The sequence below is a fragment of the Halomonas sp. A3H3 genome (genome assembly GCF_000982975.1).
Classification (GTDB): Bacteria; Pseudomonadota; Gammaproteobacteria; order Pseudomonadales; family Halomonadaceae; genus Vreelandella; species Vreelandella titanicae.
Genome location: NZ_HG423343.1, coordinates 2224691 through 2241312, shown reverse-complemented (window position 1 = coordinate 2241312; position 16622 = coordinate 2224691). Strand labels below are relative to the sequence as shown.

General features: G+C 52.4%; 14 protein-coding genes. 2 read left to right on the top strand and 12 right to left on the bottom strand.

Features of this window, described 5'->3' with window-relative positions; all coding sequences use genetic code 11:
* Positions 1–274: 274 nt before the first annotated feature.
* The gene (locus HALA3H3_RS10010; RefSeq protein ID WP_022521419.1) at positions 275–1546 is read right to left on the bottom strand and encodes a cytochrome P450; all 1272 of its coding nucleotides are present in this window, start codon (positions 1544–1546) and stop codon (positions 275–277) included.
* 202 nt (positions 1547–1748) lie between these two features.
* Between HALA3H3_RS10010 and HALA3H3_RS10005 the strand changes: the two genes are divergently transcribed.
* Entirely contained in the window at positions 1749–2429 is a 681-nt protein-coding gene (locus HALA3H3_RS10005; protein ID WP_022521418.1) for an IclR family transcriptional regulator, read from the top strand.
* A 342-nt stretch (positions 2430–2771) separates the two neighbouring features.
* On the opposite strand, the gene tcuB is transcribed toward HALA3H3_RS10005, so the two are convergent.
* Both tcuB and tcuA read right to left on the bottom strand, forming a co-directional pair.
* Positions 2772–3881: a tricarballylate utilization 4Fe-4S protein TcuB gene (gene tcuB, locus HALA3H3_RS10000; RefSeq protein WP_022521417.1), complete on the bottom strand. Its 1110-nt coding sequence runs from the start codon at positions 3879–3881 to the stop codon at positions 2772–2774.
* Complete coding sequence (gene tcuA / locus HALA3H3_RS09995; protein WP_022521416.1) at positions 3868–5292, bottom strand: FAD-dependent tricarballylate dehydrogenase TcuA; 1425 nt, start codon at positions 5290–5292, stop codon at positions 3868–3870. Before tcuA ends, tcuB begins: the two co-directional genes overlap by 14 nt.
* Positions 5293–5453: 161 nt before the next feature.
* Between tcuA and HALA3H3_RS09990 the strand changes: the two genes are divergently transcribed.
* Entirely contained in the window at positions 5454–6143 is a 690-nt protein-coding gene (locus tag HALA3H3_RS09990; protein ID WP_022521415.1) for a GntR family transcriptional regulator, read from the top strand.
* A gap of 1 nt (position 6144) precedes the next feature.
* On the opposite strand, the gene HALA3H3_RS09985 is transcribed toward HALA3H3_RS09990, so the two are convergent.
* The 9 genes from HALA3H3_RS09985 to HALA3H3_RS27610 form a co-directional block, all read right to left on the bottom strand.
* Positions 6145–7629, bottom strand: coding sequence for an aldehyde dehydrogenase (locus HALA3H3_RS09985; protein WP_022521414.1), 1485 nt, complete (start codon positions 7627–7629; stop codon positions 6145–6147).
* Between the two features lie 30 nt (positions 7630–7659).
* A complete protein-coding gene (locus tag HALA3H3_RS09980; protein ID WP_053856946.1) occupies positions 7660–9588 on the bottom strand; it encodes a TRAP transporter permease in 1929 nt (642 codons plus the stop codon).
* A gap of 97 nt (positions 9589–9685) precedes the next feature.
* The gene (locus tag HALA3H3_RS09975; protein ID WP_022521412.1) at positions 9686–10654 is read right to left on the bottom strand and encodes a TAXI family TRAP transporter solute-binding subunit; all 969 of its coding nucleotides are present in this window, start codon (positions 10652–10654) and stop codon (positions 9686–9688) included.
* Positions 10655–10704: 50 nt separating this feature from the next.
* Positions 10705–11583 (bottom strand): NAD(P)-dependent oxidoreductase, encoded by an 879-nt coding sequence (locus HALA3H3_RS09970; RefSeq protein WP_199105065.1) that lies wholly within the window; start codon positions 11581–11583, stop codon positions 10705–10707.
* Positions 11584–12265: 682 nt separating this feature from the next.
* Positions 12266–13195 carry an SMP-30/gluconolactonase/LRE family protein gene (locus HALA3H3_RS09965; protein WP_022521410.1) on the bottom strand — a complete coding sequence of 310 codons (930 nt, stop codon included), beginning with the start codon at positions 13193–13195 and terminating at the stop codon, positions 12266–12268.
* Positions 13196–13285: 90 nt separating this feature from the next.
* Positions 13286–14302, bottom strand: coding sequence for a TRAP transporter substrate-binding protein DctP (gene dctP, locus HALA3H3_RS09960; RefSeq protein WP_022521409.1), 1017 nt, complete (start codon positions 14300–14302; stop codon positions 13286–13288).
* Between the two features lie 217 nt (positions 14303–14519).
* On the bottom strand, positions 14520–15806 hold the full coding sequence (locus HALA3H3_RS09955; RefSeq protein ID WP_041159080.1) for a TRAP transporter large permease: 1287 nt from the start codon (positions 15804–15806) through the stop codon (positions 14520–14522).
* Complete coding sequence (locus HALA3H3_RS09950) at positions 15806–16333, bottom strand: TRAP transporter small permease (protein ID WP_052475703.1); 528 nt, start codon at positions 16331–16333, stop codon at positions 15806–15808. Before HALA3H3_RS09950 ends, HALA3H3_RS09955 begins: the two co-directional genes overlap by 1 nt.
* A gap of 60 nt (positions 16334–16393) precedes the next feature.
* Positions 16394–16516 carry a hypothetical protein gene (locus HALA3H3_RS27610; RefSeq protein WP_258955999.1) on the bottom strand — a complete coding sequence of 41 codons (123 nt, stop codon included), beginning with the start codon at positions 16514–16516 and terminating at the stop codon, positions 16394–16396.
* Positions 16517–16622: the final 106 nt, after the last annotated feature.

Here is a 16622-nt window from a genome sequence, read left to right as displayed (position 1 = left end):
CTGTCGGATTTACATCATGGCGTTCCGTGCAAGTATCGGGCTTTGGTGAGTGTAGCCACCTTACCCCGCCATGACGCCTCGTATCCGCTTCCTGTTCGTCAGGCCAGCGTTTTGCCTCGGGCTGCCTTCAGATTCCCCCTCGCGAGGGACACCCTTGCCGTCGGCTAGCACTTCCCCTTGCAGGGCGTGCAGGGGACTTTCACCCCCAAGTCATCCTGAAGCACCACCCCCAGGAACAGCGCCGGTCAAGGCGCTGCGCGCCATGCCTGGCGCACTACTCAAACGATTGGTCCTCGACCAGATCTATATGGGGTAACCGACGGACAAATTCATCAAGGATGATGCGCATCTCCATGCGGGCGATGTTCTTCCCCATGCACTGGTGCGCACCGTAGCCGAAAGTGAAGTGCTCCGCTGAGTTATGGCGGTAGATATCAAACTCGTCAGGATTTTCAAAGTGTCTCGGATCGCGGTTGGCCGACGCTTGCACGATTAACAGCTTCCCCCCCTTCGGAATCGTCTTGCCCCTTAACTGGGTGTCTTCGGTCGCGATACGTCGCCAGGCCACGACCGAACCGGCGGCGCGCAGGCACTCCTCGATGGCACTGGGGATCAAAGCAGGGTTCTCGCAGATGTCGTTCCATGACTCCCGGTTCGATAGCAGAGTACGAAAGGCATTGGTGGTGGCGAACGCGGTGGTCTCATGGGCAGCCACCAGAATGGCCATCATCATCGAGCGCAAATAGCTCTCCGGCACAATGTCAGGATGCCTGTTGTGCATGCGGATAGAGTCGTACATCCACCCCTCGCCGCTGGGATCGGCACACATGTGGTCGAGGATAGTTTGTGCGGTTTGCCAGAACTGGCCCACATCCTCGGCAATCTGCAGTTGCTGCTCCGGGGATGGGCGGCCCCAGGTATTCAGCGTGTGGGCAACCGAGAACTTGCGAAGCTCCTTGGCATCTTCATTGGGAACACCCAGGAAGCGCAGTGCGACGGTCATGGGAATTTCCCGAAACATCTCACCCACCAGATCTGCATGCCCCTTGTCGATGAAGCGATCCATATAGTCACGCACCAACTCACGTACCCACGCTTCGTGCTTCTCAAGGTTCTCGGGCAGGAAGGCATCCATCAGGAGGCGGCGGCGTTCCATGTGATCCGGTTCATCCTCGTTGACCATGGTACGACGCATTGCGAAACCGTAGCCCTCGAGAATTTTCGTCGCCTCGGGCGGTGCGGGGGTTAGTTTCTCCAACGCGATAGAGGGCGAGAAGGTGACGTTGTCACGGAAAACCGCCTTCACATCTTCATAGCGGCTCACGACCCAGTAGTCGAGTTTGGGACTGTAGAACACCGGCTCCTGTTCGCGGAACCAACGCAGCGCCTCAGCGGGGTCAAGCTGATAAGGCGCATCGAAGGGATCGAATTCGGCCGCTTCAGGGGAGACAGGGCAACCGGTAGGCGATAATGCCACGGACGCCTGTGATGGTTGAAAAGGGCACTCGCCTGATGCACTACCAGAACGGTGAGACACTGATGCCATGAAGGGCTCCGTAAAATTAAGTGGCTCGTATTTATTTTACTTTTATCGAACACTTAGTTTCTTTTAATGCACAATGAAGGTAGGCAGTTTCTGTCGGCGAGTCAACTCCTCAGCGTAGCTGCGTTAGTCTGTATCGCTTGGCTAACTATTGAGTCCTGTTATCGCGCCCACTTACCGAACCCTAATACCGAGGTGCCTTTCTATGGCTAACAACACGTTGCAAACGCTTGATCGCGGACTCAAGGCACTGGAAATTGTCTCCGAGCATAGCGATGGCATTTCCATTGCCGATCTAGCTGAACGCCTCGATATTCATCGAGCCATTGCCTACCGCATCGTGACCACTCTGGCCAGCCATGGGCTGATTACGCGCACCCCCGAAGGCCCCATTCGCCTGGGTGCTGGTACGGCACTGCTTGCGTCTCGCTTTGAACCTCATCTACGCGCTATTGCCCAGCCACTCTTGCAAGCACTAGCCAGAGCCACCCGCGCCACCGCTTTCATCTCTGTCGCTCAGGGGGAGGAATGCGTTGTGTTAATGGTGGCAGAGTCAGGAGAAATGCCTCTGCAAATCGGCTACCGAGTGGGTAGCCGCCATCCGTTGACGTTGGGCGCTGCCGGTATTGCCATCCTTGCCGAACGGCCCTCTCACCCGGAAGAAGGTGAGGCGATAAAGCAGGCACGACTCGACGGCTACAGCCTGACTCATGGGCAGCTACAACGCGGGGCAGTAGGCGTGGCCAGCGCTATCTCGTCCACATCGTTTCGCCCTACCATTGAGGCCTGTGTGGGCGTGGTGGCCATGGAGGATCTAGATAAAGAGACCGCTATCACGGAAGTAAAAGCAGCTGCCCAGCGAATTGCCGAACTGATCGCTCGATAACCTGGATTAATAAGACCTTTGAGGTGCCTCTCAGGACTCCAGCTGATTCTAAATGGCCATTACCAGGCAAACGAATACCTTCGTGAAACAAGCGTAGCCAGCAAGCTTAACGTCAGTACTCCTACCGATCGGCTTCGCCGCGCTAGGGCTACAATTCCTCATTGACGCTTTCCGTGCCGCTCAGCGTCTTCGTCGTAACAACCATGAGAGGGCAACCTCTTATGGCTAATTTAGTCATAAGTTGATTCACGGCCGCTTGATAATCGGTAAGGTGACACCTGGTAGAGTCCTACAGACGATATTATGTCGGCTGGCGTGCGGGTGCTGCCTCTGGAGAGAAGATTATTGGTCAAGGCGATTGCGCTCCAGGGCGTTACGATAGACCGCCAATAAACGATAGAAACCATGCACGAACTTGCCATAGGGCATGGTGATGAAAAGTGCCATAACCACGCCTAAATGCACCACCAGCATAACCCCCATGGCTGAGGTCTCACGTAGCAGCATTAGGGACAGGCCTGTTAAGCCGGTCAGCCACAGCAGCACTATGAAAGCCACATCCATTCCCATCTGGCGCACATCAGCAGTGTCCTGATCACGCACCAGCTTGAGGTACAAAAGCCCCGCCGGACCTATCAAAAGGCCGATGCCGCCCAAGGTACCGAACAGTTTGGGAAGACTGATAAAATCGTAGGGCGCCTGCCAGCCAAACACATAGTGATAGATGGTGCCGGTCACGGTCGCTGCGAAGCTAAGCATGAACCCGTAAAAGGTAAAATGGTGGAAGCGCCGCCGCCAGTGCGAATGATAGGCATCTGGGTAAGTGCAGCCAGCCTCTTCCTGACCGTGCAGATGCTGGAGTGAAAAAGTTTCTTTGAGTGCCTGCCGCCAGCTTTCGGCATCGCCAAGCCCAGTTACGCCCTCGCCGCTTTCGCGCCAAAAGCGCACCATCCCCATGATCAACGCTAGTAGCACAAACAACGACACCGAGCCAAAGGTCACCGCCATGGTGTTATGTGGCAATAGCGCGTAGAAGTCGCCACTATGCTGTGTGGTGACCAGTGCCGACAGATCACCATTTAGCGCAATGGCAATCAACAGGATGAGCGTCAACCCTACCGCCAGTGCCAAGGCGGCAAGCAAGCCACTGCGGTCAAACAGACGGGCCAATGGCTGTGGCCAAGCATACTGTCGATAAGACGCGACACGAAGCTTGGCCATTGACTGCGGTACGTTAACGGCAAACTCATGGGGCGGAGCGTACTGGCAAGCGTAGTAGCACTCACCGCAGTTGTGGCATAGGTTGGCCAGATACTTAAGATCTTCGGGAGTGAACGTACGACGCCGCTCCATGGCCGGAAATACCGGGCAGAACCCTTCACAATACCGGCAGGCATTGCAGATCGTCATGTTGTTGCGGGTTTCTTCGATTAGTGCATCAATCTTTTGCATAATTGCCTGCCTCTGTGCCTGCGATGCGACCAAATACGGTGCCGATGGTCATACCAAAGCCAGCAACATAGCCCTGGCCTAAAATATTACCGGCCATGATCTCACCGGCTAGGAAAACATTGTCCGCCAACTCGCCGTTAGCCATGTACATACGCGCTTTTTCATCGACTTTAGCGCCTAAGTAGGTGAAGGTAATGCCGGTACGAAGTGGGTAGCCGTAGAACGGAGGCTCGTCGATACGCTGCGCCCAATGGGTCTTTTCGGGTGTAACACCCTGTGTATGGCAATCGTCGAGCACACTGTGATCGAAGTTGCCAGGCTGTACGCCAGCATTGAATTCATCGATAGTTTTGAGTACGGCGTCAACCGGCAGATCGAGCTTAAGTGCCAACTCCTCAAGCGTATCGGCCTGCTCAGGGGGAAAAACTGAAGGCATAAAGCGCCCCTGCGCCTTGGAGTCGGTAATCGAATAACCCACCTGCCCCGGCTGTTTGGCAATCAGCCGTCCCCAGATGGCATAACGCTTGGGCCAGAAGTCTTCGCCTTCGTCATAGAAGCGCTTGCCATCGCGGTTAACCACAATCCCCAGGGATACACAGTCGACACGGGTGACGATACCGCCATCGTACTTGGGCGCGCGTGCATCGATAGCTACCGCGTGACCTTGCGTTGGATCCCCAATCACCATGGCGCTGTTATCAATCAGGCTGCGCAGCATCTTACCCTGGTTGAAGCGAGTACCACGGATCAGGAAGTTACGGGAGACCTCTCCCCATGCTTCCTCCAACCACGCTTGGTTGGACTCGAAGCCGCCAGAGGCAATCACCACTGACTTAGCACTCACCTTGCGTGGTGAGCCATTGTAAGTCACCAACGCATGGTCAAAGCGGTTGTCATCAAAGACCAACTGTTCAGCTTCAGCCTCATAGAGGATTGTCACCCCAAGTCGCTCAGCTGCCTGGTAGTAGGTATTGACGAGTGCTTTGCCGCCCCCCAGGAAAAAGGCGTTGGTTCGCCCCAGGTGCAGAGTGCCACCCAGCGATGGTTGAAAGCGCACACCGTAGCTTTTCATCCAATCGGTGCAGGTTTCTGAGGCTCGAATCACATGCTTGGCCAACACTTCGTTGGTGATGCCGCCGGTAACACGCCAAACGTCATCGAAAAACTCATCCTCAAGGTAGGCGTCACTAAGCACATCAGTAGGCTCACGATGCATGCAGCGCAAATTACGGGTGTGAATACTATTACCACCACGCCATTGACGCGGAGCACTCTCCAGTAACAGCACGCTGGCGCCCTGCTCACGCGCCGATAAAGCGGCACACAACGCAGCATTACCTCCACCAATCACCAGCACGTCATGGCCAGTCAGATCGGCCTCACTGAGCCGCTCTCCAGTCGATGACAACATTGGAACTCCCTCATGATTACTGACAAGAAGAGATGGTGACGGTAAAAGCGCACACCAAATTCTAATACATACAAATGTATCCAACAGTGTTCAAAATGACAAGTGTTGTTCATTGTCATATCATTACCATTCGTCAAAATCGCAATTTAAGGCTTGTAGCTATGACTGAATCCACACCACGCAAGCACGCCACCCAGGCAGCCAATCAGCGCGGCGAACCGCGCAGTGAGCAGGCCTACAGCTACATCATCGAAGCTATTAAGGAAGGCACCCTGCCACCAGGGACAAGGATTCGTGAAGTCGACTTATCTGAGCGCATAGGCTTAAGTCGTACGCCTGTTCGCGAAGCGCTTAATCGTTTACAGCTTGAAGGGTTGGTAGCTAATGATCCGATCCGTGGCACCATCATCACTGAACTCGACCACAGCATGATTAGCGAGCTATATGCTATGCGCGAGATGTTAGAGGGGACTGCTGCGGGCTTTGCCGCACAACACGCTTCAGAGGTTGAAATCGCTTTCCTACGCGAAATTAGCGATCGCGATGCACGGTTAAAGGAGACCCAAGATCTAGTTAAGAATAATAAGCTATTTCATAGCACTCTCTACCGCTGTGCACACAACCGCTACCTGCTTAAAATGCTGCACTCACTGCATGAATCAATGATGTTGCTTGGGCGTAGCACCCTAGCTAAACCAAACCGTGCCGAAGCCGCGCGCAGTGAGCATAAGGCAATCATTGACGCGCTCGAAGCACGCGACCCGGAAGCCGCGGAAAAGCTGGCACGCAACCATATCCGTGAGGCCTACAAGATCCGTCTAGAGGCTTTTTTTGAGAGTTATGACGACTAAATCAAGTACGAATCGCAAAAGGATCGCGAGCTTCGTTAGACAAGTCGATCATCAGGTTTTTAATCTCAAGGTACTCATCTAAAGCGTGCATTCCGCGCTCACGGCCACTACCACTGGCCTTGACCCCGCCGAATGGTGCTTGTGCAGCATTTGTGCGATAGGTATTGACCCATACCCCACCAACCTGAAGTTGTCTGGCAACGCGATGCGCTCTTGCCAAATTTTGCGTCCATAGCCCGGCGACTAACCCGTAAGCGGTGCCGTTAGCGATGGCGATAGCCTGCTCCTCCGTATCAAAGGGAATAATCGCTAACACTGGCCCAAACACTTCTTCTTGAGCCAGTTCGGAGTCCGGCGCCACATCAGAGAATACCGTCGGCTCGACGAAATAGCCGCGACCATATACGTCGCCCTGCGGCACCCTACCGCCCGCCGCCAACTTAGCACCCTGAGTGCGGGCACGTTCGATGAAGTCAAGTACTCGTTGATGCTGCCCCTGGGTCGCCATCGGGCCCATCTCAGTGTTCTCATCGCGAGGGTCACCAATACGAATCGCCCGGGCGCGTTCACAAACCTGCGCCACCACCTGATCGTAGATGTCCCGCTGCACCAGCAGTCGCGAGCCAGCAATACAGGTCTGTCCGGCGGCGGCAAAGATCCCCGCCACGGCTCCGGTCACAGCCTGCTCAAGATCAGCATCGGCAAATACAATGTTGGCCGACTTACCTCCCAGTTCAAGGGTCACCGGTGTTAGATGTTCGGCGGCGGCCCGAGAAATCGCCTTGCCTGTAGCGGTACCGCCGGTGAAACTGATCAGGTCGACATCAGGGTGCCCGGTGAGTGCCGCACCTACGCTACCGTCACCGGTCACCACGTTAATCACGCCAGGAGGAAAGCCAGCTCTTTCGCACAGCTCAGCGAAAGCCAGGGTGGTCACGCTCGCCATCTCTGAGGGCTTAATTACAACGGTGCAACCCGCCGCCAAGGCCGGTGCAAGCTTGTTGGCGAGGATCGCTATCGGCGAGTTCCAAGAGGTGATCAAGGCTGCCACGCCGCGCGGCTCGCGAGTAGTGAAATCAACCAGCTCAGGGCGGTCTAGCGGAATGCTCTCGCCTTGGAGCTTGTCCGCCCAGCCAGCAAAGTAGCGGTAGTTGCGAGCCGCAAAACGCATCTGCACCCGTGTCTCGCGGATTACCTTGCCGTTGTCGGTGGTCTCAAGTTGGGCCATGCGCTCGGTGTCGGATTCGAGCAGATTAGCCAATTCGTGCATTAGCGCAGCACGTTGTAGGCCATTTGTAGACCGCCATTCGGTTTCAAAGGCATGTCGTGCAGCTTGCACCGCGGCGTCAACATCAGAAGCAGTTGCCTGAGGGATCAATGCCCATGCCTGCTGGTTAAGCGGATTGATCGATTCCAGCACGTTTCCATCTGCCGCATCACACCATTGATCGCCAATACGAAGTTGATAGCGCTTCATCTCACCCATTACATCATTCCTTCAATTTAGTTATATGTATTAGTTTAACGTTGCAGCATTTCTGGAGAATGGCTTCACGAACGCTAGAACAAACAGCAGTACAACCGCTCCCGCGAACAGGGCATAAAGGGAAGGGATAATGGCCATAGCCGCTGATACAATGCACAGCAGTGCGCCTATTTTCCTCTTCATGTCTTTTTCAAAAATATCAGAGAGTACGACCGACGCTGATACCACTAGCACTGCGCCAGACAGCACCGCTTCCAATATCTGGGACACATCTCCGTTAAAGAGAACGCCTGGGTAGGTAATAAACAGAAACGGAATCACGTAGGTGACGGCTGCTAAGCGTACAGCCTGCAGCGCAGTTCTTTCCCAGCGGGTATCGGCAATCGAGGAAGCAACAAATACGGCAACACACAAAGGAGGTGTAATCACCGAAATGGTCGCGAAGTAGAAGACGAACATATGCGCGGCAATCGGCTCCACTCCTGCTGACACTAGTGCGGGCGCCATGACCGCCGCTACCAGTACGTAGGCTGCGGTTGTCGGAATGCCCATGCCCAACAGCAAGCAGGCCAGCGCCACAATAAAGGCGACACCAAACAGGTAACCACCGCCCAGACCAACTGCCAAGGACGATATTGTCACGCCCACTCCGGTCATATTTATCATCGCGACAACAATCTGAGCGCTTACCAGCATCGTGATAATGATCAATATTCCGTAACCAGCATCCACGCACGAGTCAACAAAAGTGTTCAGTACCGGCTTGATGCCTTCGCCGCGGACTATTACGGCCACCGTATAGGTAATCAGCATTCCCACGATGGACAAGGAGGCCGAGAAAGCGACCGAGCGACCGCTTAACACCATCACCACCAACACCCCAAGACCAACTAACAGCGGTGCTGATTTAGAAAGCTTAATGGCATCCCTAATCTTGGGCACATCGTTCTCTTCCGACAGCCCGCCGATTCCCTTTCTCAAGGCGATTAGGTGAATGGTCATAAACACGCTGGAATAAAACATCAACGCAGGGATCAAAGCAGCCAACGCCACCGACAGATAGCTGACACCCAACGTCTCGGCCATTATAAATGCCGCCGCACCAAGAATCGGTGGTGTCAGTTGCCCACCAGTGGAAGCCACCGCCTCTACAGCACCAGCAATCGGTGCGGGATAGCCCATCCTTTTCATCAAGGGAATAGTCATAGCACCAGTGGTGGCCACATTGGCTACCGCACTACCATTTACCGAACCGAATGCTGCCGAGGCGACAGTTGCCATCTTGGCTGCCCCACCAACCCGGTTAGCCGCAAAGATCATGGCAAGATCCATAAACACCTTACTGCCGCCAGTACGGATAAGAACAGCGCCAAACAGCACAAAAGAGGCAATAACCGTCGCGCCAATACCCGTCAGCATGCCCCACAACCCCAGATCCGACAGGAAAAGGGTTTCGACAACCAACTCAACGCCATACCCACGATGTCCAAAATCACCTGACAATCTATCGCCAAAGAAGACATAAGCCAGAGACAGCAACACCATCAATGGAAACGCGATCCCAACGGAGCGTCGGCATATTTCCAGTACCGTGATCACCAGAAATACACATAAGGTGATATCCACCACCCCAGCGATAGGCAACTGCGTGAGGATGCGGTTTTGATTCCAGGCCACATAAAGACACGCGACAATGGCAAAAACGCACAGCAAGCCATCAATGGCTCGCCCCAGGAAAAGAAAACGTCCTTTTATACTTGGCGGATACACCATGAATGCCAATAAAATCACACTTGCCAGCATCACCGAACGCTGCACAAGAGAATCAAAAGCACCAGCGATCCCCGTATAAAGGATCATCATGCCAAGTGAGAATGCAACCAGCTTTTTTACCACCTCAGGAAGCCTGGATGATGTACTTTCTATAGGCTGTGATTCCGATTCAACAGCTTCTAACATAAGTCTCACCATGAAGATAACTTCACGCCAGAAGGCAATAGAGCTAACACTCAAGTCAGCTCTATTTCATAAAAACGACCACTCTTTATTTCACAACTTAGGGTTTAAGATGTTCAGGGACTTCATATCCCTGCTCTTCAAAATAGCGAATAGCGCCGGGATGAAGAGGCGTCGTTGCAAGCTCAATTGTCATCTCTGGGATATCTGCATCTTTTAAAACTGAGAAAGCGGCCGCCTGAGCATCCTGATGCTCGACGATAGCTTTAACGATGTTGTAGGCAACCTCTTCATCCAAGTCAGCTCTTGAACTTACCGTGTTGCCATACGCCCAGGTGGTATATGCCGGATAGCCATCACCAGCCTCATTCTCTTCAATATTCATGATGCCCAAGCTAGGCAGTTCCTGGCGAATGGCATCTGCCTGCTCATCGCTCAAGCCAAGAATATTAACTGGGGTCATAGTGGCGATATCGATACTGGAGGCATCCAGCATTCGGCCATTGCCGCTCTTCACATAACCTTTGACACGATTATCCTTGATCTGGTTAACCATGTCGGTTGTGGAACCACGCACATAGTCAGGCGTTACACCGATCACATCAAACACCGCTTCTGCAGTCGCTTCCGTGCCCGATCCAACAATACCCGGGTTGAATTTAACACCTTCCAGATCACTGATGGTATTCAGGCCTGCATCCGCTCTGACCACAACATTCTGCGCCGAAGGGCCATACACCCATAGCACATTGGTGGGGACTTCATTACCCTCGAAAGCACCCTCACCGTGATAGGCATCATAGGCAACATTGGTGGTTACTAACCCCATATCCGCCTGGTTACGCTTGATCCTTCTCAAGTTATCAATGGTTGCTCCTGTCTCCATAACGGAAGAGCGAACATCATCGACATGCTCGTTAATAATCTGGGAAACCGCGACGAAATAACCATAATGTGATGACGAAGAGGATGTAGAACCAATCGTCAATCGAGTATCGGCATGGGCAACGCCTGCTGCACATAAGGAAATTACCACCGCCAGCACGGATGCTTGCTTCGTATAAGCCATAGTCACCTCTCGTAATTGTTATATATTTAACTTTCCGTTAAAGACTAAACTCAGTCATTGCGCATACTATTGACGATGACCGGAAAGTACTGCTCTCCGTATCCTTCCTTTATAGCTTTCTGAAATAGGGACTTCGTATTTTCTGCCATTCCCAACGTCAAGCCGTAATTCTCTGCCAGTTCCAGCGCATAGCTGAGGTCTTTTAATGCATATGAGGTAGGGAATTTTTTTTCTGGGAAATCATTTTCGAGCATGAATTTCATGCAATGGTTGCGCAGGGCAAAGCTATCTGCGGACCCTAACGACATAGCTTCAAAAATCTTTTTAGGGTCGGCGCCACTTTTCTCACAAATCACCAATGCCTCGGAAAGGCTGGCCACCGTATCGAAGAGCACCATGTTATTCAGAATCTTGGCCAACTGGCCGGCGCCAACATCTCCACAATGAATAATGTCTGATGCAATGTGCTGCAGAAGCTCTTTAATATTTCCGTAAATGGTTTCGGCGCAACCCACCATGACGCACAAGTTGCCATCAATCGCAGCCTGCCGAGTGCGCGCGACAGGCGCATCGGCAAACTTCACCTTGTAGGCCTGCAGCTCACGCTCTAACCACCTGGCATCCTCTACGGAGGTTGTGCTCAGGTCGACGACTGTAGCGCCTTGCTTGAGTTCATTGGCAATGCCGTCCTCTCCTAGCATCAAGCTTTTTACATGCTGGCCACTTGGCAAAGACAGGAAGAGGACATCACTCTCGCGCGCCACTTGCAGAGCGTCCTCGCCCTTCTGCACACCCTCAGCCGCCAGTCTCTCCAGCGGCTCAGAGGCAAGGTCATAGGCCAACACCTTCTTACCAGACCCTTTGGCCAGGTTTTTACACATGGGCTCACCCATTGCCCCCAGGCCAATAAAACCAATAGTACTAATCAAACCAACACCTCCAATAAGAATACTCTTGAATACCATTGGATACTATAATACACACACTAGCCCATAGCGCTGCAACTATCACGACATACTTTGGTCGCAATGCAGGGCAAAAAACCGATAACTAACCGCTACTCACATTCTGAAGGAAACGATCCGAGCGCCATAACAACGCCTGAACAAAAGCGCCCCGCCAGGCACCATGCACTGACCGGATGTACGCGCCTGTGACAATGACCATTAGCCGTTGGCCGCTCAGGGTGTGTGGTACGTTTATAAGCACTCACAAACCTGCAGCCTCAAGGGGTTGTCGATCTCAATGAGAGGGGGACTTGGAGCAGCAAGCCCACTGGCGTGGCGATCAGCGCAATAGAGGTAGTGAGGAGTGCCGAGATCACCCAGAAGATGGGTAGAGCGGACGACTTTGCCGCCCCTCGACACCAACGGGCCATAGACCGACAGCACCTGCTAAGAAGCACGGATCTGCCAGTCTGCATGCAGGCAGGAAACAAGAAGCGCTCAGTGGCTTACTCAAGAGGCTGGGCTGACGCACGTCGCTGAACGTCTACGCCGAGGTGCTCAAGCCATCCATTACTGGCTGGCTAATCAGCAATCGCTGTTGTGATTTACATCCTGCCACATCCATTTATTCAAGCACTTCCAAAGCACCTGCTCTCTGGTGAAGTTATTGATTATTTAAACGCAAACCAGGGCGTGGCCAAGGGACAGCTAACAGCTGACCATAACCGGACAGAGTGATGTAAGCCGTCTGCAAGTTTGATCCACCAAAGCAGATATTAGTGCAATACCCTTCAGGGGCTTCATGAAACTCCAGCAAATCCCCCTGCGGAGAAAAAACACTGATCCCCCCATCCACCAGGGTAGCGACACAAATGTTACCACTCTCTTCCAAAGCCATAGAGTCAAGGCGCTGATAGCCCGGCAGGCCGTGAACCAACTTGCCGCCATTGGGAGATGACCAAGGCTCCTGACCCAGCTCACCGGGCGCGGTGATCGGATAACGCCAAAGCCGACTGGTTTCGGTTTCAGAGACGTACAACATACGCCCATCTGGCGACAGGCCAACCCCATTGGGCGTCAGCAGATGCTTTGCCGCGCGGCGAATCGAGCTACCGTCGCATCGGGCATAGTAGAGGTAACCCAGCATGATGCGGTCATCAAATTTCTTGCCAAAGTCGGTAAACCAGAAACCACCCTGATCGTCAAAAACGATATCGTTAGGGCCATGCAGCGGAACGCCCTGGCAGTGGGTGTAAAGCGTCTCAACAGAGCCGGTGACAAGGTTGACTCTTTGAATCGAACCGCCGTCATAATCGGATGCAGCGCCGATAGGTCGGCTGTAGCCATCGTCAGTACGCCAACTGAATCCACCATTGTTGCAGATATAACAGTGCCCATCCGGCCCGAGAGCCGCCCCATTTGGCCCCCCACCCACCTCCGCCACGGTCTGTAGCTCGCCGTCAGGTAGGACACGCGTCAAGCGGCCTCTTTGAATCTCCACGACTAATATGCTGCCATCTTCCATGGCAATCGGCCCTTCAGGAAACGCCAGTCCACTGGCTAGCACCTTGCCCTGCAATTTTGTTCTGCTCATGTCATCTCTCCTGTGAACTGCCTGCTTTTCCCGCAGCCCTGCACACCCGCCTAAAACTGCCGGGCCATTTGCTGAGCCCGGCGACACCACTTACTGCATGCCTTCAATTACCTCTTGAGTTGGCAGGCCGCGCGCTTTCAAGGGTTCTGCCCAGCGGTCATAGACGCCTTCAAGGTTGGCGTGTGCTTGTTCAAGATCGCTATCAGATAGGGGCACTTGGGCAATACCGTACTCCTCCTCAAGTGTCTGGATGATTTCCGGTTCAGAGTTATCCACGTAATCACAGTAGGTTTGCATAGCGTACCTTCCTGCCTCTACCAGAATATCCTGTTGCTGCTGTGACAGGCGCTCCCACACTCGGTCACTAATCGAGTAGGTGAGACCAAAGCTAGCGACGGAGAAGTTCGGAATTAATTGATCCAGTGCTGGTGCAAGGCCATAGTCCAGGATGCCTCGAAGCGGGTAATACACACCATCCAGCGTACCGCGAGAGAGTGATGTTAGTACGTCTGAAGCCTGCATTGTGACAGGGCTTGAACCCAGAGCATCAGCGGTGAGTGTCATAGGTCCACCGGCAGTACGCATTCGCAGACCATTCAAGTCATCGAGCGACGAAATATCGCTGTTGTTGGTCAGTATTCGATAGCGCCCCATATTGCCCACCCAAAGAGGGCGGATGTGATGCCGCTTGAACTCCGCTTCATAAATAGCCCCACCTGGCTGGGCCATCTCATAGAAGCTATCCGCCGCGCTACAGGAGTTTTTTACGATTTCCGGTAGCTCAACAACGCCAGACAAAGGGAGCTTTTCCGGTATATAAGCCGGAGATACGTTGGCAATATCCGCCACACCTGTCTGCAACAAGGTCAGAGATTCAGAACCACGCCCAAGTTGTTCTGCCGGATAAAAGTCGAACTGTATCTGTCCGTCGGAGAGCTCCGCCACCTTTTCCATAAACGGGTTGGCCCCATACTCTATGGCAAAAGAAGTGGTGGGCAGCCATTCGGCAAACTTCAATGTCACTGGTTCAACCTCTGCCGCGGAGACTGAACCGCATGCCAAAACACCCGTCAACAGCAGTGGAAGGTGCTTTTTATAGTTATTCATGATGGTACTCCCTTTTATCGCTCTTCAGTTTTTGTGCCAGTCATTAATGAATACAGCGGGATAAACAAAATCTTCCAATAATGCATGGTGCATTGATGATAGGTATAACGTTTTTACAACAAGCTTAAACCTTAACCCACCTTTATATAGATGAACCCTATCTATCGTTGACCCAAACTCCTACAAATTGGCGAAGACTAGTTACCAACATTACGCGTCAGTACATAGCCGTTGATGGAAGCCACAGCACAATCTGTGGAAATGCTATTAACAAAGCGATCAAACCAAGCAGCATGACGATGTAGGGTATGACGCCTGAGAAAAGCTCCTCGACAGGCACATTGGCCACTTTCGCCACCACAAAGACGTTCATGCCGACCGGTGGTGTGACAATACCGATCTCAGCCAACAAAATAACGATCACACCGAACCAGATCGGATCGAACCCGAGCGAGACGACAACCGGAAGAACCACAGGAATGGTGAGAATCAGAATAGAGATCAGGTCTAGGAACAGCCCCAGCACCAGATAGAGGATCACCAAAAAGAACAAGATAAGGTATGGCGAAACATCCAGCAGTCCCACATAGTTGACTAAGTTTCGGGTGATGCCGGTCATGGTTATGAAGTAACCGAAAACATGTGCACAAACAACAATAAGGCCGATCATGGCAGAAATGCAGCACGTATTTATAACGGCATTTTTGAATGCTTCAGCATTGAGATTGCCTGATTTCAAAGCAAGCAAAAGTGCGCCTAGTGCACCCAAAGCAGAGGACTCAACGGGTGTGGCAATGCCAGTGTAGATTAATCCCGTAACAACGCTGAACAGCATCAGAAAGGGGGTAGCTACCTTCAGTGCTGTCAGCTTTTCGCGGAAGCTATAGGTCTTATTATTAGAGGCTACTGGATTTCGGATGATCAGAATCTTGATGGTAATGGCGATAGTGAGCGTCACCAATATGCCAGGCACTATGCCAGCGATCAGAAGGTCACTGATGCTAACCCCGCTGAGCAGCCCATAGAAAATCAGTGCGACACTGGGAGGAATCAGCATGGCAATAGTGCCCGAAATAGCGGCAATACTGCCAGCCATTTTCGGAGAATACCCCTCAGCCTGCATGGCGGGCGTGCTGATTTTCCCCAGCGTGGCTGCAGCCGCTGTACTGGAGCCAGAAATTGCACCAAAAGCAGCACCTGTGACAACAGCAGCAATCCCCACGCCACCTTGTATCTTGTCTGTCCACTTGGCAATGGCGCTAAACAGGGAGCCGGTGATACCGCTGACCCCCATAAATTCCGACATGAGGATAAACATCGGAATGGTGAGCAGCTCGTAGGTCGTCAGAGCAGAGCCTGGCGAAGCCGATAGGATCCCCAGCAGGACATCTATCCCATTGGTTAGAAAAATGCCCAAAGCACCGGATATCGCAAGACTGATTGCAACCGGAATGCCTATTATCAAAAGAAAAAACAGAAAGAGAAAAGATAAAGCAATGACCATCACAGCTCGCCCCCTTTAGAAACATAGTTATTTATTGTTGTTATTAACAACCTGAACGAGAAAACAAAGGAGCCGATAGCGATAATAAATTCAGACGGCCAAACAACCCAGCTCACAACGCCATAAACGATCTCGTTCTCTTGCCAGGCACTGTATGCCCTTAAAGAATAGGTATAAGCAATATAGCTAAACATCAATGTGGCGATGAGGCCGAAGACCAAAAGGCAAAAGCTGGTAAATTTTAAAGGCAGCTTGCTTTTGAAATAATCAACCTTCAGATGGCTTCCCGTTCTCAACGCATAAGAGAACGCCAGAAAATAAGACCCTGGAAGAAGGTACATGGTGATTAGGTTAAAAAACCAATTAAGCGGCGAGTTGAAGATATAACGCATTACGACATCGACAAAAGTAATTGCCATGGCGCAAATAATCATAGATCCGGCAACAAAAATAAGAGCGTTTTCCAGGCATCTACAAACCTTATCCAACGCTCTTATCAGGCCGGGTTGTTCAATATGACCTGTCATGGTTCTGTGTTCCTGTAATGTCGCCATGATAAACCTCAGTGCGCCAATGTTAATAACGACTCAAAGGCCGTGTTTTGGCTGTCTAATAATCACTACGGGCGCATCGGCAAACGTCACCTCATCAGCAGGTAGTTCACACTCCAACACCTTCTTATCAGCCCCTTCGGCCACGTTTTTACACATGAGGTCATCCGTCGTCCTCAGGCCAAACAAACCAAGAGTGCTAATCAAGCTAACACCTGCAAACGAATACTTTTGAATACCTTTGCATACCACAATGCACACGATA